Origin of the sequence: Methylobacterium goesingense, from assembly GCF_022179225.1 — a bacterium.
GTDB classification, from domain to species: domain Bacteria; phylum Pseudomonadota; class Alphaproteobacteria; order Rhizobiales; family Beijerinckiaceae; genus Methylobacterium; species Methylobacterium goesingense.
Genome location: NZ_BPQL01000036.1, coordinates 21731 through 46919, shown reverse-complemented (window position 1 = coordinate 46919; position 25189 = coordinate 21731). Strand labels below are relative to the sequence as shown.

Annotated in this window: 18 protein-coding genes; 11 read left to right on the top strand and 7 right to left on the bottom strand. The window is 70.9% G+C overall.

What is annotated here, in order from left to right; translation table 11 throughout:
- Window positions 1–49: 49 nt before the first annotated feature.
- Window positions 50–8344 carry an apolipoprotein A-IV repeat region-like domain-containing protein gene (locus MFF30_RS07750; protein ID WP_238278422.1) on the bottom strand — a complete coding sequence of 2765 codons (8295 nt, stop codon included), beginning with the start codon at window positions 8342–8344 and terminating at the stop codon, window positions 50–52.
- Between the two features lie 275 nt (window positions 8345–8619).
- Between MFF30_RS07750 and MFF30_RS07745 the strand changes: the two genes are divergently transcribed.
- Both MFF30_RS07745 and MFF30_RS07740 read left to right on the top strand, forming a co-directional pair.
- The gene (locus tag MFF30_RS07745; RefSeq protein WP_238278420.1) at window positions 8620–8976 is read left to right on the top strand and encodes an Hpt domain-containing protein; all 357 of its coding nucleotides are present in this window, start codon (window positions 8620–8622) and stop codon (window positions 8974–8976) included.
- Between the two features lie 258 nt (window positions 8977–9234).
- Complete coding sequence (locus MFF30_RS07740) at window positions 9235–9555, top strand: 2Fe-2S iron-sulfur cluster-binding protein (RefSeq protein ID WP_238278418.1); 321 nt, start codon at window positions 9235–9237, stop codon at window positions 9553–9555.
- Here the strand turns inward: MFF30_RS07740 and MFF30_RS07735 are convergent.
- Window positions 9530–9982 carry a bleomycin resistance protein gene (locus MFF30_RS07735; RefSeq protein WP_238278416.1) on the bottom strand — a complete coding sequence of 151 codons (453 nt, stop codon included), beginning with the start codon at window positions 9980–9982 and terminating at the stop codon, window positions 9530–9532. The genes MFF30_RS07740 and MFF30_RS07735 overlap by 26 nt on opposite strands.
- Before the next feature lie 64 nt (window positions 9983–10046).
- Window positions 10047–11222 carry a vWA domain-containing protein gene (locus MFF30_RS07730; protein ID WP_238278414.1) on the bottom strand — a complete coding sequence of 392 codons (1176 nt, stop codon included), beginning with the start codon at window positions 11220–11222 and terminating at the stop codon, window positions 10047–10049.
- A gap of 249 nt (window positions 11223–11471) precedes the next feature.
- On the opposite strand from MFF30_RS07730, the gene MFF30_RS07725 reads away from it, so the two are divergent.
- Window positions 11472–11990 carry a hypothetical protein gene (locus MFF30_RS07725; RefSeq protein ID WP_238278413.1) on the top strand — a complete coding sequence of 173 codons (519 nt, stop codon included), beginning with the start codon at window positions 11472–11474 and terminating at the stop codon, window positions 11988–11990.
- 33 nt (window positions 11991–12023) lie between these two features.
- On the opposite strand, the gene MFF30_RS07720 is transcribed toward MFF30_RS07725, so the two are convergent.
- The gene (locus tag MFF30_RS07720) at window positions 12024–13880 is read right to left on the bottom strand and encodes a cation:proton antiporter domain-containing protein (protein WP_238278411.1); all 1857 of its coding nucleotides are present in this window, start codon (window positions 13878–13880) and stop codon (window positions 12024–12026) included.
- Between the two features lie 260 nt (window positions 13881–14140).
- Between MFF30_RS07720 and MFF30_RS07715 the strand changes: the two genes are divergently transcribed.
- Together MFF30_RS07715 and MFF30_RS07710 are read left to right on the top strand one after the other, a co-directional pair.
- A complete protein-coding gene (locus MFF30_RS07715; protein WP_238278409.1) occupies window positions 14141–15394 on the top strand; it encodes an ATPase in 1254 nt (417 codons plus the stop codon).
- Entirely contained in the window at window positions 15391–16041 is a 651-nt protein-coding gene (locus tag MFF30_RS07710; RefSeq protein ID WP_238278407.1) for a hypothetical protein, read from the top strand. The genes MFF30_RS07715 and MFF30_RS07710 overlap by 4 nt, the downstream gene beginning before the upstream one ends.
- A gap of 9 nt (window positions 16042–16050) precedes the next feature.
- Here MFF30_RS07710 and MFF30_RS07705 read toward each other — a convergent pair whose 3' ends face one another.
- Window positions 16051–16968 (bottom strand): adenylate/guanylate cyclase domain-containing protein, encoded by a 918-nt coding sequence (locus tag MFF30_RS07705; RefSeq protein ID WP_238278468.1) that lies wholly within the window; start codon window positions 16966–16968, stop codon window positions 16051–16053.
- 223 nt (window positions 16969–17191) lie between these two features.
- Here MFF30_RS07705 and MFF30_RS07700 point away from each other — a divergent pair, with 223 nt between their 5' ends.
- From MFF30_RS07700 to MFF30_RS07675, 6 genes are all read left to right on the top strand, one after another.
- Window positions 17192–18043: an AAA family ATPase gene (locus MFF30_RS07700; protein ID WP_238278405.1), complete on the top strand. Its 852-nt coding sequence runs from the start codon at window positions 17192–17194 to the stop codon at window positions 18041–18043.
- An 84-nt stretch (window positions 18044–18127) separates the two neighbouring features.
- Window positions 18128–19108 (top strand): aldo/keto reductase, encoded by a 981-nt coding sequence (locus MFF30_RS07695; RefSeq protein ID WP_238278403.1) that lies wholly within the window; start codon window positions 18128–18130, stop codon window positions 19106–19108.
- 38 nt (window positions 19109–19146) lie between these two features.
- Window positions 19147–19662 carry a SixA phosphatase family protein gene (locus MFF30_RS07690; RefSeq protein WP_238278401.1) on the top strand — a complete coding sequence of 172 codons (516 nt, stop codon included), beginning with the start codon at window positions 19147–19149 and terminating at the stop codon, window positions 19660–19662.
- 101 nt (window positions 19663–19763) lie between these two features.
- A complete protein-coding gene (locus tag MFF30_RS07685) occupies window positions 19764–20996 on the top strand; it encodes a hypothetical protein (protein WP_238278400.1) in 1233 nt (410 codons plus the stop codon).
- Between the two features lie 126 nt (window positions 20997–21122).
- Window positions 21123–22562 (top strand): YcjX family GTP-binding protein, encoded by a 1440-nt coding sequence (locus MFF30_RS07680; RefSeq protein ID WP_238278398.1) that lies wholly within the window; start codon window positions 21123–21125, stop codon window positions 22560–22562.
- A 22-nt stretch (window positions 22563–22584) separates the two neighbouring features.
- Complete coding sequence (locus MFF30_RS07675; RefSeq protein ID WP_238278396.1) at window positions 22585–23616, top strand: YcjF family protein; 1032 nt, start codon at window positions 22585–22587, stop codon at window positions 23614–23616.
- Window positions 23617–23634: 18 nt separating this feature from the next.
- Here MFF30_RS07675 and MFF30_RS07670 read toward each other — a convergent pair whose 3' ends face one another.
- Window positions 23635–24186: an RBBP9/YdeN family alpha/beta hydrolase gene (locus MFF30_RS07670; protein WP_238278394.1), complete on the bottom strand. Its 552-nt coding sequence runs from the start codon at window positions 24184–24186 to the stop codon at window positions 23635–23637.
- Window positions 24187–24315: 129 nt separating this feature from the next.
- The gene (locus tag MFF30_RS07665) at window positions 24316–25065 is read right to left on the bottom strand and encodes an ElaB/YgaM/YqjD family protein (RefSeq protein ID WP_238278392.1); all 750 of its coding nucleotides are present in this window, start codon (window positions 25063–25065) and stop codon (window positions 24316–24318) included.
- Window positions 25066–25189: the final 124 nt, after the last annotated feature.

The following is a 25189-nucleotide window of genomic DNA, read 5'->3' as shown; positions in this document are numbered from 1 at the left end:
GAGGCGGGGTTGCTTTCGTCGATGGTGCTCGGGTCGTACGGCGCGCGCCTTAAGCGCCGTCGAAGCGGCCGCTGGCATGGGCCAGCATCGTGTAGACCTTGCCCGTCTCGGAGGTGAGGTAGGCATCCGCCCGCGAGGAGTCGCGGTCGTTCTTCGAGACATCGCCGAGCAGGCGTTCGAACTCGCCGACGTAGCGGTCCACCGTGCGGCGGAAATCGGCGTCGGCAGCGTAGCGGCGACGGACCTCCTCGAAGGTCTGGCGACCCTGCGCGGTGTAGATCCGGCGATCGAAGAGGTTCGGCTCGCCCCGGCGATAGCGCGTCCACAGATCCACCGCCGTCTGGTGATCGATCATCTTGGCGATATCGCTGGAGATCGTCTCCAGGGCGGTACGGCCCCGCTCGGCCGCGTTCCGCTGCGCGTCGTCAGGGGCCTGGGCGGGCGCCCGATTGCTCGGCACGGCCTCCGGCTCGTCGTCGAGGGAGGCTCGGGTGAGCAGGTCCGAGAGCCAGCCGCGGTTGTCGCCGCCGCGCTGGTCGGCACGGGCGCCGTTGCCCGGACGCAGCACCTCGGCGTTGCGGGTGGCGGCGGGCGCCGAGACCACGTTGATCGACTGGCCCGGGCGGGCCGGCGATGCGGCGGGCTTCGCCTCGGTCGCGGGCTTGACCTCCGGGGCGGTCTTCGCCTGAGGCGCGGGCTTGGCCGCAGGGTTGACGACCGCGTTGGCCTTGACCGGGGCGGGCGCCGCCTTCGCGGGCTCGGGGCGCCGGGGCTCCGAGATCTGGGGTGCCACGGCGTCGACGGCTCGACCCGAGCGCTGGACCAGGGTCGAGAGCTCGCCCAGCGCCTTCAGCTGCTCGGAGACCACGCGGCGCATTTCGCCGGTGGCGTCCTGGGTCTCCCGGGGGATCTCCAACACGCCGCGCTGCAGATCGGCCCGGGTGGCGTCGAGTTCGCGCCGGATCTCGGCCGCCATCTCGCGCAGGGTCGAGACCGAGTCGCCGAAGCGGCCCGAGGCGGATTCGAGAACCGCCGACATCTGCTGCGACGCGGCCTCGATCGCGGCCCGCACCGCCTCGGCGGTCCGGGTACTCTCGCTGTCGGCCCCGGCGCGCAGACCTTCGAAGGCCTGGGCGACGCTGGCGCCGGCACCGGCGGCGGTCTCCGACAGGGTGGTTCCGAGGGCACGGGCCCGCTCCTCGGCCGCCCGCAGTGTCTCGGCGATCGTCGCGTCGAAGCGGGCGGTCTGTGCCTCCAGGGTGCCGGAACGCTCCTCGATGCGCGACAGCACGTCGGCGATGGCGGCCTCACGGGTCGCCAGGCGCTCGGACAGGCGTCCCTCGGCGCCCTCGAGCTGGCTGGCCGCGCCCTCGAGCTGGCCGGCGGCCTGCGTGAGGGTGCCGGCATGGCTGCGGCCGAGTTCGCCCAGGGTACGGCCGCGCTCGTCCAGGGAGGCCGCGAGGTCGGCGGCATCCCGCAGGGCGCCCTCGGCCACGCCCTTCAGAAGGTCGACCTGCTCGGCGACCCCGGCGCTGGCCCGCGCCGTCTCGCTGGTGACGGCCGAGAGCGCGTCGCGGATTTCGGCGATCCGCCCGGACAGGCCCGCCTCGATGCGGCCGAGATTTTCACCCGTCCCCGAGAGCAGGCTGCGCAGGGCGTCGTTGGCGCCGTCCATGCGCTCCACGACCGAGACGAGCTCACGGCTCATCTGCTCGTTGGCGTTGGAGAGCGAGGCGATGGCGCGGGACGCGCCGCCGTCGATGACGGAGAGCAGCGCTTCCGCCGAGGCGCGGGACTGGGCCGCAAGGGCCTCGGTCCGCGCCTGGATCGCCTCGACCAGGGGTGCTCCGCTCTCGCGCAGGGCCTGCTCTATGGCGTCGCCACGCAGGGCCAGGGCCTCGACGAGCTGCGCCGCCGGTCCCTCCACGATCGCCCGCAGGCGCTCGGACTGGTCGGTCAGCGCGGTCACCACGGCGTCGCCGCGCCCGTCCAGGGTCTCCACGAGGGTGCCACCGCGCTCCTCGATGGCGCGGGTGATCGTCTCCGCGCTCTCCGCGAGGCGGCGGGCGAGGGACTGACCGCGCGCCTCGACGAGGCTGGCCAGCGCCGTCGAGCGACGATCGAAGGCTTCGGTCATCGCGCCGTTGCGACTGTCGATGAGCGCGGCCACGGCCTCGTTGCGCTGGTCGAGGGCGGCGGCGAGGGCCTGGGCATGGGCCTCGGCCAGGGCCGCGTGGCGGCCGACACGCTCATCGAAGGCCGACAGCATCGTGGCGGTGCGCTCGTCGACCAGGGCCGCATAGGCGTCCTGACGGTCATCGAAGGCCGTGGCGAGGGCATCGCCGCGCGAGGCCACGAGGGTGGCGAACACCTTCATGCGGTTGTCTATGCGGCTGGTGAATGCCGCCGCGCGGCCGTCCACGGCTTCCGCGAGGGCGGTTCCCTGCGTGTCGATCGTGCGGGCGAAGGCCGAGGCCCGCGCCTCGACGAGGCTGTCGAGGGCTGCCAGGCGCTGGTCGAAGACCGTCGCCAGGTCCTGAGTGCGGGCCTCGACATGCTCCGTGAGCGTGCCGGTGCGGCCCTCCACGAGGCGCTCGAGGTTGCCGAGGCGCTCGTCGAAGAAGCCCGTCAGGGCCGCGACCTGCGTCTCGGTCTGGGCCGCCAGCGCACCGGACCGGTGGTCGACGGCATCGTCGAGGGCGCGCAGGCGCTCGTCGAAGGTCGTCACGAGGGACTGGGTCCGCTCGGCGACGCGGTCGGCGAGGCTGCCGGCGCGGCCGTCCACCAGGGCTTCGAGGGCGGAAAGCCGCTCGTCGAAGATCCCCACCAGGGCACGGGTGCGGGCTTCGGTCTGCTCGGCCATGTGGTCCGCGCGTCCGTCGATGGCCGCGTCCAGTCCCTGGATGCGGGCGTCGAAGACCGAGACGAGGTTGCGGGTCCGTTCGGCGACGCCGTCCGCCAGGGTGCCGACCCGGCCGTCCACGAGGGCTTCGAGGGCGGCGAGGCGCTCGTCGAAGATCGCCGCCAAGGCGCGGGTGCGCGCCTCGGTCTCGGCGGCGAGGTTGCCCGCGCGGTCGTCGAGGAAGCCGTCGAGGCCGCGCAAGCGATCTTCGAACAGCGAGACCATGGCGCGCGAGGCCGTCTCGGCCTGGCTGTGCAGCGCACCCGCGCGCTCGTCGACCACGCGGTCGAGGGCGCCGACCCGGGTGTCGATGAGTGAGACCAGGGCCTGGGCCCGGGCATCGACCTCGTCCGAGAGAGTGCCGGTGCGGTGATCGACGAGCTGGTCGAGGGCGCCGAGGCGCTCGTCGAACAGCGCGACGAGGCGCTGCGTCCGGGCATCGACCCGGTCGGTCAGGGCGTCGGCACGGCTATCGATCAGGCCATCGAGGGCCGACAGGATCTCGTCGAACAGGGCGCGCAGGCCTTGGGACCGCGCTTCCAGGGTCTGGCCGAGCTGTGCGCCACGGCCGTCGACGATCTCGTCGAGGGCGCCGATGCGCTGATCGAACAGGACGCCAAGGGCTTCGGTGCGGCTGTCGAGGGCGTCGGTCAGCTGGGCGCCACGGCCGTCCACGAGTTGACCGAGGACACCGATGCGGTGATCGAACAGGCGTGCCAGGGCCCGGGTGCGGGCATCCACCGCCTCGGCCATCTCGCCGCTGCGACGCTCCACGATCTCGTCGAGCGCTCCGACGCGCTGGTCGAAAGTCTCGGCGAGGCGCCGGGCCTGATGGTCCACGGTCTCGGCCAGGCGCTCGCCGCGCCGGTCCACCAGCTCGTCGAGGATGCCGACGCGCTGGTCGAAGGTGTTGGTCAGGGCGCGGGTACGGTCCTCCACGGTCTCGACGAGGCGGGCGCCGCGCTGGTCCACGATTTCGCCGAGGGCGTTCAGGCGCTCGTCGAGGGTTTCGGTCAGCGCGCGGGTGCGCGCCTCCATCGCGTCGGACAGGCCGCTGCCGCGCCGCTCGACGACCTCGTCGAGATGGTCGATGCGCTCGTCGAAGAGGCTTGCCAGGGCCCGCGTGCGGGCCTCCACCGCCTCCGTGGCGCTGCCGAGGCTCGCCGCGATGGTGTCGACCAGGGCGCGTCCGCGCTGGTCGAGGGTCTCGTGCAGGGGTGCGATCCGGTCCTTGAGGTCGGCGCTGACGACGCCCGCATGGGTGTCGAGCAGGGCGCGGATCTCGCCCGTGCGGTCGTCGAGGAGCTGGTGGACGGTGCGCACGCCCTCGTCGAGAAGGGAGCTGATATCCGCTGTGCGGCGGTCGAGGGTGTTGCCGAGGCGGCCCTCGCCCTCGCCGAGCTGGCGGTCGGCTTCCGTGACCATCTCGCGCAGGCGGCCGAGGATGGATTCGCCGCGCTGTTCCAGCACTTTGCCGAGCGAGCTGCTGCCGAGGTCGAACAGGCGGGCGAGCTCGGTGATGCGGCCCCCGAGGGCGCCGAACACGGCCCGGCCCTTCTCGTCGAGCTCGTGGCCCATGGCCGCCGTGCGCTCGTCGATGAGGCGCACGAGTTCGTCGGCGCGGGCCGCGAAGGCCTCGCGGATCGCGCGCGCCTGGCCGTCCAGGGCCTCGTTCGCGCCGCCGGTCCGGTCCACGATCATGTCCACGAGTTCGCGGGTGCGGTTGGCGAGATCCTCGTCCACCGCGCGGGTGCGGCTCTCGATGAGGCGGATCGCCTCGAAGGCCTGGGAGCCGAAGGATTCCTCGATGAGGCGGCTGCGCTCCTCCAGTGCGGTCCCGATCGCCTCCAGGCGGCCGAGAACGCCCGCATCGAAGCGCCCGGCTCCCTCGTCGAGGCGGCGGGCGAGCTCCAGGGTCTGTTCGTCGAGGCGGCGGCCGATCTCGGCGGTGCGCTCGCCGAGGGTGTCGCCGAGGCTGGCGCTGCGCGCCGCGATATCGAGCGCCATGGTGTCGGCGCGGGCGTCGAGGGTCTGTACGAGGTCGCGGCCGCTCTCGACCATGACGCGTCCCATCTCGGCGGTACGCACGATCAGGGCTTCGTTGAGGGCGGTGGCGCGGCTGCCGAGGTGGCCGTCGATCTGGGCCACGAGGTTGGCGAAGGTCTCGCCGATCTCGGCCGAGCGCCGCACGGAGCGCTCCTCGAGGGCGCCGAGCTGGCTCTCCACCATGGCGCTGGCCTCGCGGGTCCGCTCTGCGAGGGTCTCGGCGACCGCCTTGCCCTGCACCGTGATGACCCGGTCCATCTCCTCAAGGCGGCCCGAGACCGAATCCGTGAGGGCGGCAGTGTCGCGCGCGATCCGGTCGGCCAGGATGTCGCCGCGCGCGAGGGTGTCCTGCAGGGCCGAGAGGCGGTCGTTCAACACTCGGTCGAGGGCCTGGGTCCGGCTGTCGGTGGTGTCGGCGAAGGTCGCGCCGGTGCGGTTGAGGTGGTCGTTGACCCGTGCGCCCTGCGCGGTCACCGCGAGGACGATATCGCGGCCGGTGCTGGCCAGCAGGGTCTGGGCCTCGTTCGCCTGGGCGGCGATGAGGTCGCCGAGGGTGCGGCCATGGTCGCCGAAGGTGGTCTCGACGTCGCGGATGCGAGCGGTGAGATCGCCGCCGAGGCCGTCCGCCGCGCGGGTGATGGTGCCGGCGGCCTCGTCGGCCCGGCGGGACAGTTCCGCGTTGACCGCGTCGAGGGTCCGGCGGAGGGCCTCGATGGAGGCTTCCGCGCGGGCGCCGACGCTCTCGCCGACGCCGTCGGAGGCCTGGCGCAGGAGTTCGGCGGCCTCGGCCGTGCGGGCGGCGAGGTCCGAAGCGGTCGCCGCGAGCCGGCGCTCGAAGATCTGCACGGCCTCGACGGTGCGGGCCTCGAGCTCGCCGGTGGCGCTGGCAGAGGCCCGGCGCAGGGATTGCGCCGCCTCGGTGGTGCTGGCGCCCAGCACCACGGTGGTCTCCTCGGCGCTGCGACGGAAGGTGTCGGCCGCCTCGGCGGTCCGGCCGGCGATGGCCGCGCTCAAGGCGGCGGCGGCGGCGCTCAGGGCCTCGACGGCGTCGATGGCCCGGGTCTCGAAGCCGCGTCCCAGCGCCGCCAAGGCACCGTCGACGGTCTCGCTCGCCTCGCGGGTGCGCAGGGCAACGAGGTCGCCGATCCGGGTTCCGGTAGCGTCGAGGCTGCTCTCGAGGCCGGTGCCCTGCACCGCGATGGTGTCGTGGAGGCGCGTCGCGACCGACTCGATGCGCGCCGCCAGGGCGCCGCCCTGCGTGTCGAGGTCCGTGGTGATCCGGCTCATGGACCCGATCAGGTCGTCGCGCACGGCGACGGCCCGGCCGCCGAAGCTCTCGACCACGGCTCCGACCGCGAGGGCGAGGGCGGCCTGGGCCTCACGGCCACTGGCGCCGATATGCTCGGTGACGGTGCCGCCTTGGATCGTGATGGTCTCGCGCAGGCGGTTGGCCACGAGGTCGATGCGGTCGGCCAGCGCGCCGCCGCTCTGGTCGAGGCGCAGGGCGACGTCTTCCACGGAGCCCACGAGGGCGTCGCGCAGCGCCTCGGTGCGGGCGCCGAAAGTCTCCACGATGGTGCCGGCGGCCCGTTCCAGGCCAGCCTCGGTCTCGCGACCGTGGATCTCAAGACGGTCGGAGACCTCCGCGCCGCGCACCGCGATGGTGTCGTGCAGGCGCGCCGCCACACTCTCGATGCGCTCGGCCAGGGCGCCGCCGCGGGCGTCGATGCCGGTGGCGATGCCCTCGACGGAGCGGACGAGTTCCTCCCGGACGTCGTCGGCCTGGGCGCTGAAGTTCGCGATGACGCCGCTGGCGGCCAGCGCGAGGCCCGCCTGGGCTTCGCGGCCCCGGGTCTCGATGAGGTCGGACACGCCGGTGCCGGCGGTCTCGAGTTCGCTGCGGAGCGCCTCACCGCGCACAGCGATGTCGCGGGTCAGCGCGGCGCCCGTCTCGGCGAAGTGCAGGCGCAGGGCGTCGCCCGTCTCGGCGAAGCGCGCGGTGATCTCGCCACCGGTGGAGGCGAATTGCTGGGTCAGTTCCGAACCGCGGGAGAGGAACGCGGTCTCCAGGCTGCGCGCGGAATCCTCGAAGGTCTGGCGCACGTCGCCGCCCTGGCGGTTGAGGGCCTCGATGACCTCTGCCCCGGTCTGCGCCAGGGTGCGGGCGACCTGCCCGGCATTCTCCGCCAGGGTGCTGGTGAGGATGCCGCCGGTGCGCTCGAAGGCGCGGGTGACTTCGCCGGCGCGGGTCTCCAGGGACTGGGTGAGGGCGGTGCCGACGTCGGCGAGGCTGTCGCGGACGCCGTCGCTGGTGGAGGCGAGGCGCTGGACGAGATCGTCGCCCCGGCCCGAGACCAGTTCGACCACCCGGTCGCCGGCCTCGCCGAGGGCGGCCGTGATGGCGTCGCCGCGTGTGCCCAACGCCGAGGTGATGGCCTCGCCGCGTGCGTCGAGCGCGCCGGTGACCCGGTCACCCGCGCCGTTGACCGCCGAGACGATGCGCTCGGCCGCGCCGTCGAGTTCCGCCGTCAGGCTCTGATGCGTGCCCGCGATGGCGCCCCGCACCCGCTCGGCATTGGCGACGATGGATTCGCGCTGCGCGACGAGTTCGTCGACGAGGGAGCGGATGCGGATCTCGTTGTCGGAATAGGCTCGCTCCAGGGTGGCGATCTCGCCGCGCACCAGGGTCTCCAGTTCGCCGGCCCGGGCCAGCGCCCGCTCGACGCCGTCGCCGACGGCGGCGACTTCGCGGCGCACCGTCTGCGACATGGTCAGCACGGCATCGGTCGAGAAGTTCTCGGGCTCCGCCAGGCGGATGGCGACCTCGCCGACGGCGCGGGCGACCATGCGCATCTCCTGGGCACGCACGGCGAGCATCGCCATGATGGCGAAGAGGACGACGGGGCCGACCAGCGTGGTCGCCGCGACGGCGCCCTGGATCGCCGTGAGCCCTTGAAAGAATCCCCGCAGGTCTCCCCCGGACTGGCTCCAGGCCAGGGCGAGGAGCCCGGCAATCCACAGCGCGCCGGCGGCGGCGGCGATGAGGTAGGGCGCGCGCGTGGGGCGGACGCGCAGCGTCTGCTGCAGGATGCCGATGTTCTGACGGTCGTCGTTGGCGACCATCGAGCGGTCGGGCGGGAGAAGGCCGCCCTCGCGGCGGGGGCGGGTGCGGTCCGGCGGCGGCAGGTCCGAAGCGAGGGGCTGGTCGAGATCGAGGCGGGGCGGGGCGAGGCGGCCGCTCGGGTCGTGCAGGGGGTCGGCGTCCGCGACATCCGGCAGGCGCGGCTCGACGCGGGACGCGTCCGGTCCGGGCGCGAACGCGTCGAGGTTGAGAGCCTGCTCGATCGCCGACAGAGCCGCCTCGGCCGGATCCTTGAGCTTCTTTTCGGTGGCCATTCAACGCCTCGTCACGCGTATCCCGATCGCCGGCCGCGCCCGGCGATCAAGGTTACTTTTACCAATTAACCAGGTAACTTTAGACATCGGCACGGAGCCCGGATACCCGAGCCTGCCGCTGCGCCCAAAAAACCTTAACGGAATGGTTACCAAGCCGAGGGCTCGAACCGCACCGTCCTCTTTCTGCATGATGCCTCAACGCTTAAGCGGAAGCGAATGAGGCGGCGCCTCCGCTGTGGATAGACGGGACGGGCACCGCGAAGGGGGAGACGGTCTTGCAGGACAGACAGGGGCCGGACGCGCCCAGTGGGGAAGCCGCGCTCCTCGACCGCGCGCACCTCGATCGTCAGACCTTCGGCGACGCCGAGCTCGCCCGCGAGCTGCTCGACCTCTTCGCGGGGCAGTGCCGCACTCTCCTACCCGGCATCCTGGCGCGCGACCGTCCCGCCTCCGAACGCGCCGATCTCGCCCATACCCTGAAGGGCTCCGCGCTGGGCGTGGGGGCCGACAGGGTCGCCAGCATCGCGGCCGACATCGAGGATGCGCTGCGCGATGGAGCCGAGGCGGGCGCGGAGGAGGCCCTGGCCGACGCCGTGACCGATACCCTCGCGGTGCTGGCCGTGCCGGCCTGATGTTTTGCCGGAAACGCCCGCCGGACCGGGGCCCTCGTGGCCGGACGCGCAATCGGTTCGGCGTCTCGTGAGGCCCCCGGAGCCGGGGGCCGGACGTCGCGTCGCGGCTGGATGATGGAACGGCGCCGCCGCTCCGGCGTAAGGCCATGAATCGTCACCCGGTCGGCAAGCGCGCTTGCAATCGCAGGCCTGCCCCTTCAAGGCAGTCTCGCGCCGCACAACCGGCCATCTACGCGTTGTCCGAGCCCGGAGCCCACGATGCCCAAGATCACCTACGTCGACCATACCGGAACGGCCAGGACCGTGGAGGGCGACGTGGGATCAACCGTGATGGAAGCGGCGATCCGCAACAACGTCCCGGGCATCGATGCCGAGTGCGGAGGCGCCTGCGCCTGCGCGACCTGTCACGTCTACGTGGATGGCGAATGGGCCGCGATCGTCGGACCCGCCGAGGACATGGAGCAGGACATGCTCGACTTCGCCTCAGACGTGAAGCCGACCTCGCGCCTGTGCTGCCAGATCCGCATCACCCCGGAACTGGACGGTCTCAGCGTCACGACCCCAGCCCGGCAGGGCTGAGCGGGCGCAGGCCGAGGCTTTCGCCGAAGCGGAGCAGGTATCCGTCCGGATCCTGCACGAGGAACTGCCGGTACCCGACCTCCGCCTCACCGGCACGGTACCACGCCTCGTGCAAGGGCCGGAACAGCGGCCATTCTAGCGCAATGAGCCGCGACAGGATCGGCGCTGTCGAGCGCACCGCGATCTGGAAATTGATCCCACGTCCGAACGGCGGCGTCAGGGGGGCTGTGATCCAGTTCCCATTGATCGCGTTCAGCATCACCTGCGCGCCCTCGCATTCGAGATAGGCGAAGCCGTTCTCGGGTCGCTCGTAGGCGCGTGTGAAGCCGAGCCCGTCACACCAGAAGGCGAGGCTGCGAGCGAGATCGCGCACATCGAGTTCGGGAACGAGGGGGGCAAACCCGCCCTGCGGCAATCGATCCGGCATGAAGGCTTCGTGTCCGCTGTCACTCGGGTCGCACCTCGACGGGCAATGGTCCGCATAGTCCCGTTCAGCGGACGAGGCTCCGCATGGCCCCGTCGATGCCCTCGAGGTTGAGCGGAAACATCCGGTCGCCCATGAGGCGGCGGACCATGGCGATCGACTGGGTGTAGGGCCAGTGCTCCGGCGGGATCGGGTTCAGCCAGACCGCCTTCGGGAACCGCTCGAGGATGCGGTTCAACCAGACCTCGCCCGGTTCCTCGTTCCAGTGCTCCACCGAGCCGCCCGCCATGGCGATCTCGTAGGGGCTCATGGAGGCGTCTCCGACGAACACCACGCGGTAATCCGGCGGGTAGGTGCGCAGCAAGTCGAGGAGCGGCAGGGTCTCGTCGTGCCGGCGCTCGTTCTCCCGCCAGACCCGCTCGTAGGGGCAGTTGTGGAAGTAGAAGTGCTCGAAGTGTTTGAACTCCGAGCGGGCGGCCGAGAACAGCTCCTCGGCGAGAGCCACGTGCCAATCCATCGAACCGCCGACATCGAGGAACAACAGCACCTTCACGGCGTTGCGCCGCTCAGGCCGGAGTTTCACGTCGAGGTAGCCCTTGGCCGCCGTCTCGCGGATCGTGCCGTCGAGATCGAGTTCGTCGGCGGCACCCGTGCGGGCGAAGCGGCGCAGGCGGCGCAGCGCCACCCGCATGTTGCGGGTGCCGAGCTCGACGGTGTCGTCGAGATCCTTGAACTCACGCTTGTCCCAAACCTTCACCGCGCGGAAGTTCCGGTTGCCGTCCTGACCGATCCGGACGCCCTCCGGGTTGTACCCGTAGGCGCCGAACGGCGAGGTTCCGCCGGTGCCGATCCACTTGCTGCCGCCCTGGTGGCGCTCCTGCTGCTCGGCGAGGCGCTGCTTCAGGGTCTCGAACAGCTTGTCCCAGCCGAGCGCCTGCAACTCCGCCTTCTCGGCATCGGTGAGGTACTTCTCGGCGAGCTTGCGCAGCCATTCCTCGGGGATCGCGGCCGGCGCCATCGCCTCGCCCAAGGACTCGATGCCCTTGAAGACGGTGCCGAAGACCCGGTCGAACCGGTCGAGGTTGCGCTCGTCCTTCACCAGGGCGGTGCGGGCGAGGAGGTAGAAGTCCTCGACGCGCTTCTCGGCGAGATCTCGGTCGAGGGCGCCGAGAAGCGTCAGGAATTCCCGCAGGGTGACGGGGACCTTGGCCTCGCGCAGGGCGGTGAAGAACTGGAGCAGCATGGGGCGACAACGCGGGAAGCCGCTGGCCGGGTCAAGCCCGCGGCCACGCCGCCCCCGGCATAGGCCTCGGCCCACTCACATACGTTAAACTGGGCATAACCCGGGAATCCTGTTGATATCCCCTTGCCCGTGACATTCCCGGCAGCGGGACTTGTCATCGGAATCGAACATTGTCCTCGCACAGTCGCGTGCAGGTCAGGACAAAATGTCAGGGCGCATGGTCTTCGAGTAGAGTTGGGAGTGAGCGTCATGGCGCCCGTGCTGCGCTCGCTGAGCGACTTCAAGCGGTTCCTGTCCGAGCCGGGCGCAACGATTCAGGTGGTGCGCAACACCTTCATCGACCGCCAGCCTGCCTCCTTTGCGGAGGCCTACCGCGCCAAGGGCATGTACGAGCCCCGGACGATCCGTGCCGTGTCGAAGAAAGCCGCCATCTTCGCGATCCAGGGGCATCCGACCACGGTCTGGCTCTACTGGGACAAGGGCACGCGCAAGTGGCGCTTCCAGGACGACACCGTGGCGATCCCCCTCGATACCGGCCTCGGCCCGCCGGATGAGATCGTCTACCGGTGCAGCTACGCGCCGGGGACGGACCCGGCGCTCCAACCGCCGGCCCGACGCGCCCGGCCCCGCGCGGCCAAGCCTCCCGAAGCGATCCGGCCGCACCCGAAGGCCCCGCCCCCCAAGCCTGCGGGCGGGCCCAAGGCGTCCGTGCCCGGCGCGGTTCCGAAACCCGTCATGCCCGCGCGGGGACAGGGACGCCTGCTCTGACCCGCCGACCTGGGAGCCGGTACTTCCGCCCGCTCAGGCGCTCTTGATCGCCGGCTTGGCATCGTCCTTGGGGGCAGCCTCGCGCCCTTCCGTGGCCTTGGCCTCCGTCCCCTTGCCCACCGTGCGGCGGGCCCGGAAGGCGGGGCGGACCTCGGTCTCCTTTCGGCGCAGCATCGCCCGGTACTCGTCGCGGCGCTCGTGGATCGACGCGATCACGAGACCCATCGGAACGCCGACATCCACGAGCACGGCCTCCGAGAGCTGGAGCGACGCCTCGATGGTTTCCGGCACGGCGTCGTCGACGCCCATCTCGTAGAGCGCCGAGGCGTGCCGGGCATCGCGGGCGCGGGCCACGATGGTGATGTCGCGCCGCTCGGCCCGCGCCGCCTCCACCACCGCCTCGACGGCGCGGGGCGTGTCGAGGGTCACCACGAGGGCGCGCGCATTGGCGATGTCGCAGCGCCGCAGGAGTTCGGGATTGGCGGAATCCCCGAAATAGACCGGATTGCCGAGGCGCCGATGCTCGGAGACGCGGGCCGCGTCGGCATCAAGGGCGAGGTAGGGGATCTTGTGGCGCGCCAGCATCTCGCCCACGAGCCGTCCGACCCGGCCGTAGCCCGCGATGATGACGCGGTTCTGCTGCCGGTCGGGGATCGGCTCGGCCCGGGCGCGTCCGAGCTGCTTCGCGGACAGGCGCCGGCCTAGCCGCCGGGCGAGCACCGCGAGGGCGGGAATCGCGATCATCGTCACCGTAGTCACGATGAGGGCGGCCTGGCCCACCTCTTCCGGCACGAGCCCGCCCGCCAGCGCCCCGCCGATGAGCACGAAGGCGAACTCGCCGCCAGGACCCAGCAACAGGGCCGCCTCGACCGCCACCGCCTTCGAGAGCCGCATGACGCGCGCGGCGACGACGATCACCGCGCCCTTGATGAGCATGAGAGCGAGGGCGAGCCCGAGTACGGCCCCAGGGGCCGACATCAGGTGCGCCGGATCGAGGTTCATGCCGACCGAGACGAAGAACACCCCGAGCAGCAGGCCCTTGAACGGGTCGATCGTCGCCTCGATCGCGCGGCGATACTCGGTCTCGGCGAGCAGAAGCCCGGCGACGAATGCGCCGAGGGTCATCGAGAGCCCGGCGGCGGCGGCCGTGACCGAGGTGCCGATGATGACGAGGAGGCAGGCCGCCATGAAGAGCTCGGGCGAGCGCGTGCGGGCGACGAGCTGGAACAGCGGCCTCAGGGCGAGGCGGCCCACCACCACGATGACGACGACGGCCACCACCGCCTGGCCCAGAGCGAGCGCGAGGGCGGCGCCCATGTTGCCGCCGTCGTTGCGCCCCAGCACCGCGATGGCGAAGAGCACGGGCGCCACCGCGAGGTCCTGGAACAGCAGGACCGCGAAGCTGGCGCGGCCGGCCGGCGTGTTCAGCCGCTTCTGGTCGGCCAGCACCGGCAGCACGATGGCGGTGGAGGACAGCGCGAGGCCGAGGCCGACGATGATGGCAGCGGCCATCGGCACCGAGAGGGCCATCAGGATGCCGCCGATGATCGCCGACGAGGCCAGCACCTGGATCGAGCCGAGGCCGAAGACGAGGCGGCGCAAGGTTCGCAGGCGCTCCCAGGACAGCTCGACCCCGATCATGAACATGAGGAAGATCACGCCGAACTCGGCCAGATGCGCGATCTCGGCCCGGTTCGCGATCGTGAAGGTGGAAACCCAGTGATGCGTCTCGGCGAAGCGGCCGAGTCCGAATGGCCCCAGCAGAGCGCCCGCGCCGATGAAGCCAAGCACCGGCGAGATGCGCAGGCGATGGAACAGGGGCACCACCACGCCAGCGGTGACCAGGAACAGGATCGCTTCCTTGTAGGAGCCGGCGTGAAGGTCGTTCATCGGTGCGCGAGGTCTCCTGGATCGGGATCGCGCGGGCCTGCCGCGGCGCGTTCCTCGTCCGGACCATGGGCGCGGGCGGCGCCCCGGCGCAACCACGCAGACACATCGGACGGGGAAAATCGCCGGCTGCGACCTTTGGGTGGGGACGCCGTACTGGTCAGCACGCCCGATGCGGCGCAAAAACGGCACAATACGCGCATAAGCGACCTCTTAACGGACGGTTAAGCGCGCTTCGTCGCGTATCGAGACACGAGTGCCCCATGCCCAAGACGCCCCCCAACCGGGACGTGCAGCGAGAAGCCCGCGAATGGCGCCGGGAATCCGACCGCTGGACCCATGAACGTCACGTCGAGAAGGGCTACCGCATCAAGTGGGGCTACGTGGGCATCGCCTACCTGGTCGAGTTCATGGTCATCGGCGCCTCGCTCTGGGGCGCCTGGCTGTTCGCCGGGGTCTACAGCGACGGCGATTCCAAGGCCTTCTACTTCATGCTGCTCGCGCCGCTGGTCTACGCGGCGGTGGAGCTGTGCCGCGTGCCGCTCGGCATCCTGGCCCGGACGCAGCGGTCCTACTTCATCCGCATGCTGGCGATCGTCGGCATCGTGTTCGCGGCCGGCGTCACCACGAAGTCCGTCTCGCAGCTCGGCGAGATGATGTTCCATCCCCGTCTGATGGATGCCGCCAAGGCCAAGACCGCCCTGAAGGACGCGCAGGCCGACCGCGCCACCATCGACAACCGCGTCGCCGCCGCCGACGCCCGGGTCGCCCAGTACACGACCGAACTCGACCAGATCGAGAAGCGCGCGGCCGAAAACGCGAGCCAGCTCGCCGGCCTGCCGCCGCAGCGCTGCGAGCGCGTCTATGGCACCAACAGCCGGGGCCAGCGCTACTCCAACATGAAGTGCGTGACCGACCCGCGGACCGCGACGCTGAACGCCAGCGTCGCCAAGGCGGGGACGGACCGGGGCGCCGTGACGAAGCTCCTGGAGGAGGCCCGCAAGGCGCGCGGCGAACTCGACCGGGGGGCCGCCGAGCGCAAGGTCGCGGACGCCGAGCAGACCTATCGCAATTCGGTCAACCGCTCGCAGCTGCACTCCTTCACCGCCATGGTCTACGGCGTCGACCCGATCGACGTGAACGAGGCCCAGGTCCACGCATTCCTGCGCATCTTCGTGTTCGTGCCGGCCCTCTGTGCCGCCTTCGCCTCGACGATCCTCGCCCTCTGTGCCGTCTCGGTGCGCAAGACCTTCATGGACGAGGACGACCTCGGCGCCACCGTCGACCTCGCCGCCACGCCCTACATGCTGGATTCGATCACTGGCGCCCTGCGCCAGGAGATGGCCCTCAATCAGGTCCGGCCCGCGCCGGATGATGCGGCGCCGATCCCGACCCCGGCGACTAGTCCGGCACAGGCTCCGGTAGTGGCGCCCGCGCCCGCCCAGGCGCCGAGCGGCGCGGTCATCCCGATCGGCCGTCCTCCGGCCCAGACCGCCAGCGCCGGAGGCGGCGCATGAGCATCCACGCGCCGGGTACGCCCGAGAACGTCGTTCTCGCGCAGAACGTCAACGGGCGCCTGCGGGCGGAGGCGCGCATCGTTTCCGCGCGGGCCTTCCTGTTCCGCGCCCTCGGAGCGGGCGCCTTCACGCTCCTTGCCGGGATCGGCATCGGGGCCGCCTCCTACGGCTACGCCTACATGAACCAGTTCGACTCGGCGGCCGAGAAGATCGCCGCCGCCATGCAGCGCGCGCTCGCCGACGTCACCCTGAAGACCAAGGGCGAGGTCACCCTCACGGACAACGTGCTCAAGCTGGAGGGCACGGTGCCGAAGGCCGCCTCCGCGCCGACCCCGACCAAGGCGCAACTCGGCAACGATGCCGCGCCGGCCTCGAAGGCCCCGGTGAACACCACCTTTACGGTGTTCAAGCAGGTGCCCTACATGGACGGCCAGATCGTCACCGGCTGGAACTTCCGGGCGAACGAGGAGCAGCCCTTCCAGCAATATTGCTACTTCTCCCGGCGCCAGAACGAACAAAAGGGACAGGTCGAGATCAAGATCGACCTCGCGATGGACGGCAAGACGCTGCCCCAGCCGCAGAAATCGGACGTGAATCTCGGAATCCTCGCCTCGAACTGCGTCTGGCACGACGGGAAGACTCTGTAACGCTGAGCCTTAGGAACCGATGACGAAGTCGATCTCGTCATCGCCGCCGAGGTGGGACGATCGCCCGAACCCGATTTTTCCCGCGGCATGAAGCACCAACGCCTCGCGGCAGATCGAAAACTCCTGAGCACCGACCGGATGGACGAACGTGCCGTTGGTGCTGTGATCGATCAGCACCCACCGATCCCGTTGCCGTTCGATCGTGGCGTGGTGCCGGGAGGCACGGGCCTGGGTGACGATGACGTCGTTGCCCTCCGCCCGACCGATCGAGATCGGTGCGCTGTCCTGCGCGAAGGTCCAACGCCGGTCGCCGCTGGTGAGGCGCAGCGTGGCCAGCGCGGTCGGGCTCGCGCGGGGAGCGAGAGGGATCGACGGCATCACGGTATGCTCGGACGAGAACTGCCACAGCACCTCGGCAACCGCGACGTCCTCTCCGAGGCCCCTCGCATAGGCTGCCGCCAGCAGACGGGCGGTCATCCGGTAGGGAAGCGGCAGCCCCTCGACCGTGGCGGCTGTCGTCATGATCTGCCCGGCCTTGGCGATAGAGGCCATGCGGGCGGCGACATTGACGGTCGCGCCGAAGTAATCGTCGGCCGACCGGATCACGCCGCCGAAATGGAACCCGATCCGGTACTGGATGGCGCTTTCGGGCGTCGCTCCGACGGATCGCACGACCGATTCCTGGCGGGTCTGGATCGTGACCGCCGCATCCCAGGCGCTCACCGCGTCGGGGAATACAGCCATGATCTCGTCGCCGATGGTTTTGACGACCTGTCCGCCATGGGCGCAGATCTCCCGCGACGTGTCGCGCAGGCCCTCCTCGACGATCCGATGCGCGGCGGCGTCTCCGAGCCGCTCGTAAAGCCGGGTGCTGCCGACCACGTCGCAGAACAGCACACAGGCCATGCCCTGGGCAACGCTCTCCATCGATGCCAAGCGCCTCCGGGCCGTCTGCAGGCCAGACCATGCACCATCGCAACGGCGGTTTCGACGATATATCGATGACACCTCGCGCGCATGCTCGAAGCGTCGCCGTCATCCACATAGTTCGCGCTGGCGCCGACTCTGCGGCCAGCGACACGGCGGAGTGCTTGCGAGCGCATCCCGTCGCGCCTAACCCAATGCCTTGAGCCGGAACAACGAGATGTCGATGCGCTTTGCTGGGACCGAATCATATGTCGCGACCTCCGACCTCACCATCGCGGTCAATGCCGCCATCGTGCTGGAGCGGCCGCTGCTGGTGAAGGGGGAACCCGGCACCGGCAAGACCGTGCTCGCCGAGGAGATCGCCAAGGGTCTCGGTGCACCGCTCCTGACCTGGAACGTCAAGTCGACCACCAAGGCGCAGCAGGGCTTGTACGAGTACGACGCGGTCTCGCGCCTGCGCGACAGCCAGCTCGGCGACCCGCGCGTGTCGGAGATCGGCCACTACATCCGGCGTGGCAAGCTCTGGGAGGCCTTCACGGCGCCCGAGCGCCCCGTGCTGCTCATCGACGAGATCGACAAGGCCGACATCGAGTTTCCGAACGATCTGCTGACCGAACTCGACCGGATGGAGTTCCATGTCTACGAGACCGGCGAGACGATACGGGCGGAGCGGCGCCCCATCGTCATCATCACCTCGAACAACGAGAAGGAATTGCCGGACGCCTTCCTGCGCCGCTGCTTCTTCCACTACATCAAGGCCCCGGACGCCGAGACCCTCAAGGCCATCGTCGAGGTGCATTATCCCGGCATCAAGCACCGTCTCGTTGAGGAGGCTCTGCGGGTCTTCCTAGAGACTCGCGAGGTGCCCGGCCTGAAGAAGAAGCCCTCGACCTCCGAACTCCTCGACTGGCTCAAGCTCCTGGTTTCGGAGGATGTGGCGCCCGAGACCCTGCGCGAGCGCGACGGCCGCAAGCTCATCCCGCCGCTGCACGGCGCCCTCCTGAAGAACGAGCAGGATGTGAGCCTGTTCGAGAAGCTCGCCTTCATGATGCGCCGCGAGCAGCGTGGAGGCTGAGGCGGTTCGCCCCTGGCCTCCGCATCCGCGCGGGACCAGATAGGACGGGTCGCCCGCGCATCGTCACTCCGAGCGGATCGTCCGATGATCACGAAGAAACTGGGCCGCACCGGCCTCGACATTTCGCCCCTCTGCCTCGGCTGCATGACCTACGGCGTGCCCGAGCGCGGTCCGCATCCCTGGACCCTGCGCGAGGAGGAGAGCCGCGCGCTGATCCGTCAGGCCCTCGACCTCGGCATCAACTTCTTCGACACGGCCAACGCCTACTCGGACGGGACCAGCGAGGAGATCGTTGGCCGGGCGCTCCGCGACTTCGCCGACCGCGACGCGATCGTGCTGGCCACGAAGTGCTACTTCCCCTTGAAGAGCCAACCCAATGCCGGCGGCCTCTCACGCAAGGCCATCTTCGCCTCCATCGACGCCAGCCTGAAGCGCCTCGGCACCGATTACGTCGACCTGTTCCAGATCCACCGCTGGGATTACGGCACGCCGATCGAGGTGACCCTGGAAGCGCTGCACGACGTGGTGAAAGCCGGCAAGGCACGGTACATCGGCGCATCCTCGATGTTCGCCTGGCAGTTCGCCAAGGCGCTCTTCACCGCCGACCGCCACGGCTGGACCCGGTTCGCGACGATGCAGGACCATTACAACCTGCTCCACCGCGAGGAGGAGCGCGAGATGCTGCCCCTGTGCATCGACCAGGACATCGCCGTGCTGCCCTGGAGCCCCCTTGCGCGCGGCCGCCTGACCCGTGACTGGGAGGTGCGCAGCGCCCGCCAGGACAGCGACGAGGTCGGCCGGCACCTCTACGCCTCCGCCGAGGCCGCCGACCGGGCCATCGTCGGCCAGGTCTCGGCCATCGCGGCCGCGCGGGGCGTGCCGCGCGCCCAGGTCGCCCTGGCATGGGTGCTCCAGAAGGCGCCCGTCACGGCACCGATCATCGGTGCCTCGAAGCCCCAGCACCTCACCGACGCGGTCGCGGCCCTGAATCTTGCCCTGACCTCCGACGAAATGCGGGCCCTCGAAGCCCCCTATACCCCGCACCCGGTCGTCGGTTTCGCCTGAAACCGGGCCGCGTGCCCGTCATATCCGCAAGGTTCCGTATGCGCCGCCTGATTCTCCTGCGTCACGCCAAATCCGACCGCCCGCCGGGCGTGAGCGACCTCGACCGTCCCCTGAACGCGCGCGGCCAGCGGGATGCGCCGCGCATGGGCGCCTATCTGGCGGCTGAGGACCTGCGCGCGGATGCGGTCGTAGTCTCGCCAGCCCTGCGCACCCGCCAGACCTGGGAAGGGGTGCAGCCCGCCCTGACCGGTCCGCAGCCCGAGATCGTGTCCTCGATCTACGAGGCCCCCGAGACGGCCCTGCTGGCGGTGGCCCGGGGTGCGCCGAAGACGGCGGCGAGCCTGCTGATGATCGGCCACAACCCCGGCCTCCAGGATCTTGCGCTATATCTGGTGGGTGCCGGGGACAAGCCCGGGCGCAAGCGCCTCGGCTACGAGTTTCCGACGGCGGCGATCGCGGTCATCGACTTCGAGGCGGACAGCTGGGACGCGCTGAAGGCCGGGAGCGGACGCCTGGAGCGGTTCGTGGCGCCCAAGGATCTCGAGGCGGAATAGATCCGGCGCAACCCGCGTGACGGTCGCGCTCGGCGGACGCGGATTGAACCCTTCGCGGAGCTCGGCCGTTGCCTGGGCTCCCGGCAAGCTTCGCAGATCCCGTGCTCCTGACCACGCTCCTCGTTCTCACGTCGCTGCTGCCGCGCCTCGAAGACGGGGTTCGGCGGATCGGGCCGGACATCGCGCCGCTTCGCGCGGCCCTGCCCGGCGTGACGGCGGCGCCCGCCCCGTTCCCGGTGTTCCAGCCGGAGGCCCGCGCCGTCTCGAACTGGCGCATCGAGACGGGCGAGAACCTGCGACCCGCCTCCCTCGCCCTGGTGGCGCGCTACGCGCAGACCGAACCGGGCTTCGTCGCCCGCTGCGTCAAGCTGAACAATTACTGGTGCATCAAGCGGGCGCGCTGGAACGGCGAACTCGGCGGCGATGCCGAGGGCCATACGGGCTTTGCCACCGCCGCCGACGGCGCCGATGCGGCGGCCCAGCTCCTGCGGCGCTACTACCGTGCCTTGGGCCGGCGCACCGCGCTCGCCATCGTCCGGCGCTGGGCCCCGGCGGAATGCCGGGCCGGCGGCACACCGCTGGCCGCGCGCGGCCCGTCGCCGAAGGTCTCGGCGGATCTCGCGCCGCGGGGGATCGGACGGACCCTGCGGGCCCGGTTCCTCGCCCGCAATCCGCGCGGCGGCGTTCCCCGCGCCGCCCTCGCGGCCCGGGGCGGTCCCTTACGCGTCCAGCCCTGGTCGCCCCTGGCCCGGATGGGCGCGCGTCGGCCGCCGGCCGGCGTCGCGAGCGTCGCGCCGAAACCCGCCAGCGCCCCCGCATCCGCTCCGGCGAAGGGCGCCCTGTTGGTGCGGCCCTCGGAACTGCTGGTGAAGCCCTCGACGGTGATCGCCAGTCCATCGGTGCTCCTCGTCGATCCGGGGGCGGTGCTCGGCAACCCGGCGCCGAAGCCATCCGCCGCGCGAACCCGACAAACGCCGAGCCTCGCGGACCGCTTCGCGGCGGAATCCGCCGCGCTGCCGGCCATCGCCGCCGGTCTTCCGAGCCTGCCGCTCCTCGATCTCAGCGTGCCCGCGCCCCTCTGCGCCAACGATGAGACGCGCATCCGCAACTATGCGGCCCGCATCGCCGGCAGCGTCGGGGCGAAGATGGAAGACGACCTCCGACTGTTCGACCCCGCCGGTCGTCCGCTTGCCAATCTGGCGCCCGTCATGCGCGCCATGTCGGGTGTCGAACTGGGGAGCCTGCGCGCCGCGCCCGCCCTGGTGGAGGCCGCGATCGCGCGCCTCGACGCCACGACCCTGGCGGCGGGCGGTGCGCCGGAGCCAACGCCCTGACCTTTCGCCTGACACTTCCGCCTCGTCGGCGCAGTCTTGCGGTTGCGCTCGGCCCGCGCCACTTCAGCGCCACCCCTGCGGCCGGCGTGCCGCGTACCCCTTCCTCCGCCCGATCGACAGGTTGCCATGAACAGCTTCGCCGCGCGCGCCGGTTCCGCGGTCAAGGCCTTCGCCGAGGCGTCGAGCGACCTCCTGATCCAGCCGACCCTGCGCTTGGGCGTCACCGGTCTCGCCCGCTCGGGCAAGACGGTGTTCACCACTGCGCTGATCCACCACCTCGTCGAGGCGCAAGCGCTCCCGGCCTTCGCCCCGGCCCATGAGGGCCGGCTGCGCCGCGCCCGGCTGGTACCGCAGCCCGACGACGACATCCCGCGCTTCCCTTACGAGGAGCATTACGCGGCCCTGACGGAGCAGCGGCACTGGCCCCGCTCCACCGACCGGATCAGCCAGTTTCGCCTCGCCATCGAGTACGAGCGCGCGGGGTCTTGGCGCTCAGGTCCCGCCACGCTGATGCTCGACGTGGTCGATTATCCCGGCGAATGGCTCTTGGACCTCGCCCTCATCGACCAGACCTACACGGCGTGGTCGCGGGCCACGATCGCGGGCACGCGGCGCAGCGGGCGCGGCGCCATGGCGGCGCCCTGGCTCGAAACCCTGAAGACACTCGACCCGCAGGCCCCCCTGGACGAGGTGGTGGCCGAGCACGCCAGCACCGCGTTCAAGACCTACCTGTCGGCTCTGCGGGCGGGCCCGGAATCGGTCGCCACGACGCCGCCCGGCCGCTTCCTGATGCCGGGGGACCTCGCAGGCTCGCCGGCGCTCACCTTCGCGCCACTCGACAACCTGCCCGAAACCCTGACGCCGAACAGCCTCGCCGGGCTGATGGAGCGGCGCTTCGAGGCCTACAAGGCGAAGGTGGTGGAGCCGTTCTTCCGCAACCACTTCCAGCGGGTCGACCGGCAGATCGTCCTTGTGGACGTGCTGGCCGCCGTCGATGCCGGACCCGCCGCCCTGGCGGAACTGGAGGAGGCGCTGGATTCGGTGCTCCTCAGCTTCCGAATCGGGCGCAACACCCTGCTGTCGCGCCTGTTCGCGCCGCGCGCCGAGCGCATCTTGTTCGCCGCCACCAAGGCCGACCACCTGCACCAGACCAGTCACGACCGTCTCGATGCGCTCCTGCGCCTGCTGGTCTCGCGGGCGATGCGGCGCACGGAGGCCGCCGGTGCCCGCGTCGGCACCGTGGCGCTTGCCTCCGTGCGGGCGACGCGCGAGACCACGATCCACGACGGCGACGCGATTCTGCGCGCGGTCTCGGGGACGCCGGAGGCGGGCGAGAGCGTCGGCGACGAGGTCTTCGACGGCCTGAGCGAGGCCGCGATCTTCCCCGGCGAGCTGCCGCCGCGCCCTGAAGCGGTGCTGGAGGGCGCCGTCCCGGCGGGCTCCTTGCGCTTTCCGCGCTTCCGGCCGCCCGTGGTGAAGCCGGACGCGCTCGGCCGCCCCGGCGATCTTCCACAGATCCGCCTCGACCGCGCCATGCAGTTCCTCATCGGCGACAAGCTCGCCTGATGTCCGAGAGGAAGTCCTCGCCATGAGTTCGACCAACCGCCCACGTGCCTTCCGCATCCCGTCCGCGACACCGCCCGAGGCCGGCGAGGGCGTGGTGCCGCCGCCCGCGCCCCCCTCGCAGGTCCGGATTGTCGAGGAGCCCTTCGAGATCGTCGAGGCCGCCGACGGGGTCGCGGTGCCGGTGGCACCGAAGAGCCGCGCGCCCTGGCTCAGCCTGCTCCTGGTCGCCCTTGGCGGCCTCGTCTCCCTCGGGGTCGGACTCTCCGTGGAGCGCCTGATTTCCGACCTGTTCAGCGCCGCGCCTTGGCTGGGGGCCGTCGCTCTGGTGCTGCTGGCGATCGCGGCGGTGGCGTTCCTGGCGATCCTCGCCCGCGAACTCTCCGGAATCTGGCGGGAGCGCCAGATCGAGCGGGTCCGGGCGAAGGCTGTGGAAGCCATCGCCACCCGCGACCATTCCTCGGCGCAGGGTGTGGTGCGCGACCTGACCGCCCTCTACGCCGACCGCGCGGCGCTGAGCGGTGGCCGGGCCCGCCTCGACACCCTCGGCGACGCCATCCTGGACGTCGACGACCGCATCGGGCTTGCCGAGCACGAATTGCTCGCGCCCCTCGACCGCCAGGCCCGCAACGCCATCGCGTCGGCGGCCAAGCAGGTCTCGGCCGTGACGGCTTTGAGCCCGCGCGCGATCGTAGACGTGGCCTTCGTGGTGTTCGCGGCCGTGCGGCTCCTGCGCCGGATCGCCACGATCTACGGTGGGCGGCCGGGCTTTCTCGGCTTCCTGCGCCTCGCCCGTTCGGCCTTCGCGCACCTCACGGTGACCGGCGGCATGGCGGTGGGCGAGAGCATGATTCAGCAGGTGCTCGGACTCGGCATCGCCGCGCGGGTCTCCGCCAAACTCGGGGAGGGTGTGCTGAACGGCCTGATGACGGCCCGTTTCGGCCTCGCCGCGATGGCAGTGTGCCGCCCGCTGCCCTTCGTGCGCGAAGCGCCGCCGCGCCTGACGGATGTCGCAGGCGAACTCCTCAAGCCGCTGGAATCGGACCCGAAGCCCTGAACCGGAGACGAGCCGGGATCAGAGCGTCTTCATGAAGCCGGCGAGGCGCATCAGGCCCTCCGGCCAGGGACCGTGGCCGCTGGCCACGTTGATGTGTCCGGATTCGCCGGCATCCACCACCACGGCGCCCCAGGCATGGGCGAAATCCTCCGCCCGCTCGTAGCTGCAGTAAGGATCGTTGCGGCTGGCGACGAGGAGGGCCGGGAAGGGCAGGGGATCGCGCGGAAGCGGCGCGAAGGCCTTGACGCTGGCGGGCAGGTCCGGCGTCGTCTCGACGTCGGGAACGGCCACCAGCAGGGCACCGCGCACGATGCCGGCGGGAAAGCGCGGCGCCGCCTGAATGGTCGCCACCACGCCGAGGCTGTGGGCGATGAGCACGACGGGGCGAGTCGCGGCCGTCACCGCCGCCACGATGCGATCCTGCCAGGAGGCCGCGTCGGGGGCGTGCCAGTCGTCCTGCTGAACGATCCGACCGGTGGACAGGCGCTCGGCCCAGCGGGCCTGCCAGTGTTCATCCTCCGACCCGGCATAGCCCGGCAGGATGAGGATCTCGCAATCGGCAATCTTCATGCGATCTCCGATAACGGCTCGCTCCCGTAGCGTCGAGAGGGCGGCCAGGCACCATCCCGGCGAACGCAAAGGAGGACGGCACCAAGCGGTGCCGTCCTCCCGAATCGTATCGCGAAGGTGGCCTAAAACTCAGTGCGTCCGGGGTGCCGATGCATCCGCCTGCGCGGTGGCGTGCGGCGTATCCGAACCCGTGGCCCGCTGCACGGCCGCGTTCAGGTTGTCGGGATCGAGAGCACTCGCCACGAACTCGCGCCCGCGATGCGTGACGTCCCGGGCGTACCGGATGCCCTGATCGCGAACCTCGTCTGCCCAGGGACCGACATTCTGGTCCTCGGTGCGAGTGCGCGGCAGCAGGGCACCGATGAGGAGGCCGGCGGCGAGGCCGACCACGCCGACGAGCAGCGGGTGCTCGGTGACGAAATCCTCGACAGCCGAGCGGCTTTCCTGAATGCGGGCGCTGCCGCGCTCACCGAGTTCGCCGATGCGGCGCCGGCTTGCATCATGGGTGTCGGAGACCCAGGTGCGGGCGTCGTCATAGGCGTCCGAGGCACGCTCCCGCAGGTCCTCTACGGTATCGGTGACGCGGTCGCGGACATCGTGGGCGGTCGCGCTCGCGCGCTCCTTCAGGTCGTTCGCCGCGTCGACAGCGCGGGCTTGAGCCTCTCCGGCCTGTGACCTCAGGGCATCGGCGGAGGAACCCTCGGCGTGGATGCTGTGTGTCTGCGTGCCGGCACTGTGGGTCGAGGCCGTATAGGTGCCGGGGGACGGCACTTCGTGCAGCGAACCTTCGACCTGATGGCCGCGCGGCATGCCGGCGGCGAGGGCGATATCCTCGGGCAGGGAGCGATGCTCGTCGCCCGGCTTCTGGGTGGAACTCATGGAACACTCCTGGTGGTCGGCTGGGGTCTCTCGGAGACCGGATCTTGGGGGTCGGACGAAGCTCAGATCTGCGTCTCCGGCGACAGCGTCTTGGCGGGATGCTGGGTCGGGCGGTCGGGGTCGT

Excerpts from the sequence above, each read along its gene's own strand:
- MFF30_RS07750 (WP_238278422.1), bottom strand. The coding sequence starts at position 8,344 with ATGGCCACCGAAAAGAAGCTCAAGGATCCGGCCGAGGCGGCTCTGTCG.
- MFF30_RS07740 (WP_238278418.1), top strand. The coding sequence starts at position 9,235 with ATGCCCAAGATCACCTACGTCGACCATACCGGAACGGCCAGGACCGTG.
- MFF30_RS07735 (WP_238278416.1), bottom strand. The coding sequence starts at position 9,982 with ATGCCGGATCGATTGCCGCAGGGCGGGTTTGCCCCCCTCGTTCCCGAA.
- MFF30_RS07730 (WP_238278414.1), bottom strand. The coding sequence starts at position 11,222 with ATGCTGCTCCAGTTCTTCACCGCCCTGCGCGAGGCCAAGGTCCCCGTC.
- MFF30_RS07725 (WP_238278413.1), top strand. The coding sequence starts at position 11,472 with ATGGCGCCCGTGCTGCGCTCGCTGAGCGACTTCAAGCGGTTCCTGTCC.
- MFF30_RS07720 (WP_238278411.1), bottom strand. The coding sequence starts at position 13,880 with ATGAACGACCTTCACGCCGGCTCCTACAAGGAAGCGATCCTGTTCCTG.
- MFF30_RS07715 (WP_238278409.1), top strand. The coding sequence starts at position 14,141 with ATGCCCAAGACGCCCCCCAACCGGGACGTGCAGCGAGAAGCCCGCGAA.
- MFF30_RS07710 (WP_238278407.1), top strand. The coding sequence starts at position 15,391 with ATGAGCATCCACGCGCCGGGTACGCCCGAGAACGTCGTTCTCGCGCAG.
- MFF30_RS07705 (WP_238278468.1), bottom strand. The coding sequence starts at position 16,968 with ATGGAGAGCGTTGCCCAGGGCATGGCCTGTGTGCTGTTCTGCGACGTG.
- MFF30_RS07700 (WP_238278405.1), top strand. The coding sequence starts at position 17,192 with ATGCGCTTTGCTGGGACCGAATCATATGTCGCGACCTCCGACCTCACC.
- MFF30_RS07695 (WP_238278403.1), top strand. The coding sequence starts at position 18,128 with ATGATCACGAAGAAACTGGGCCGCACCGGCCTCGACATTTCGCCCCTC.
- MFF30_RS07690 (WP_238278401.1), top strand. The coding sequence starts at position 19,147 with ATGCGCCGCCTGATTCTCCTGCGTCACGCCAAATCCGACCGCCCGCCG.
- MFF30_RS07680 (WP_238278398.1), top strand. The coding sequence starts at position 21,123 with ATGAACAGCTTCGCCGCGCGCGCCGGTTCCGCGGTCAAGGCCTTCGCC.
- MFF30_RS07675 (WP_238278396.1), top strand. The coding sequence starts at position 22,585 with ATGAGTTCGACCAACCGCCCACGTGCCTTCCGCATCCCGTCCGCGACA.
- MFF30_RS07670 (WP_238278394.1), bottom strand. The coding sequence starts at position 24,186 with ATGAAGATTGCCGATTGCGAGATCCTCATCCTGCCGGGCTATGCCGGG.
- MFF30_RS07665 (WP_238278392.1), bottom strand. The coding sequence starts at position 25,065 with ATGAGTTCCACCCAGAAGCCGGGCGACGAGCATCGCTCCCTGCCCGAG.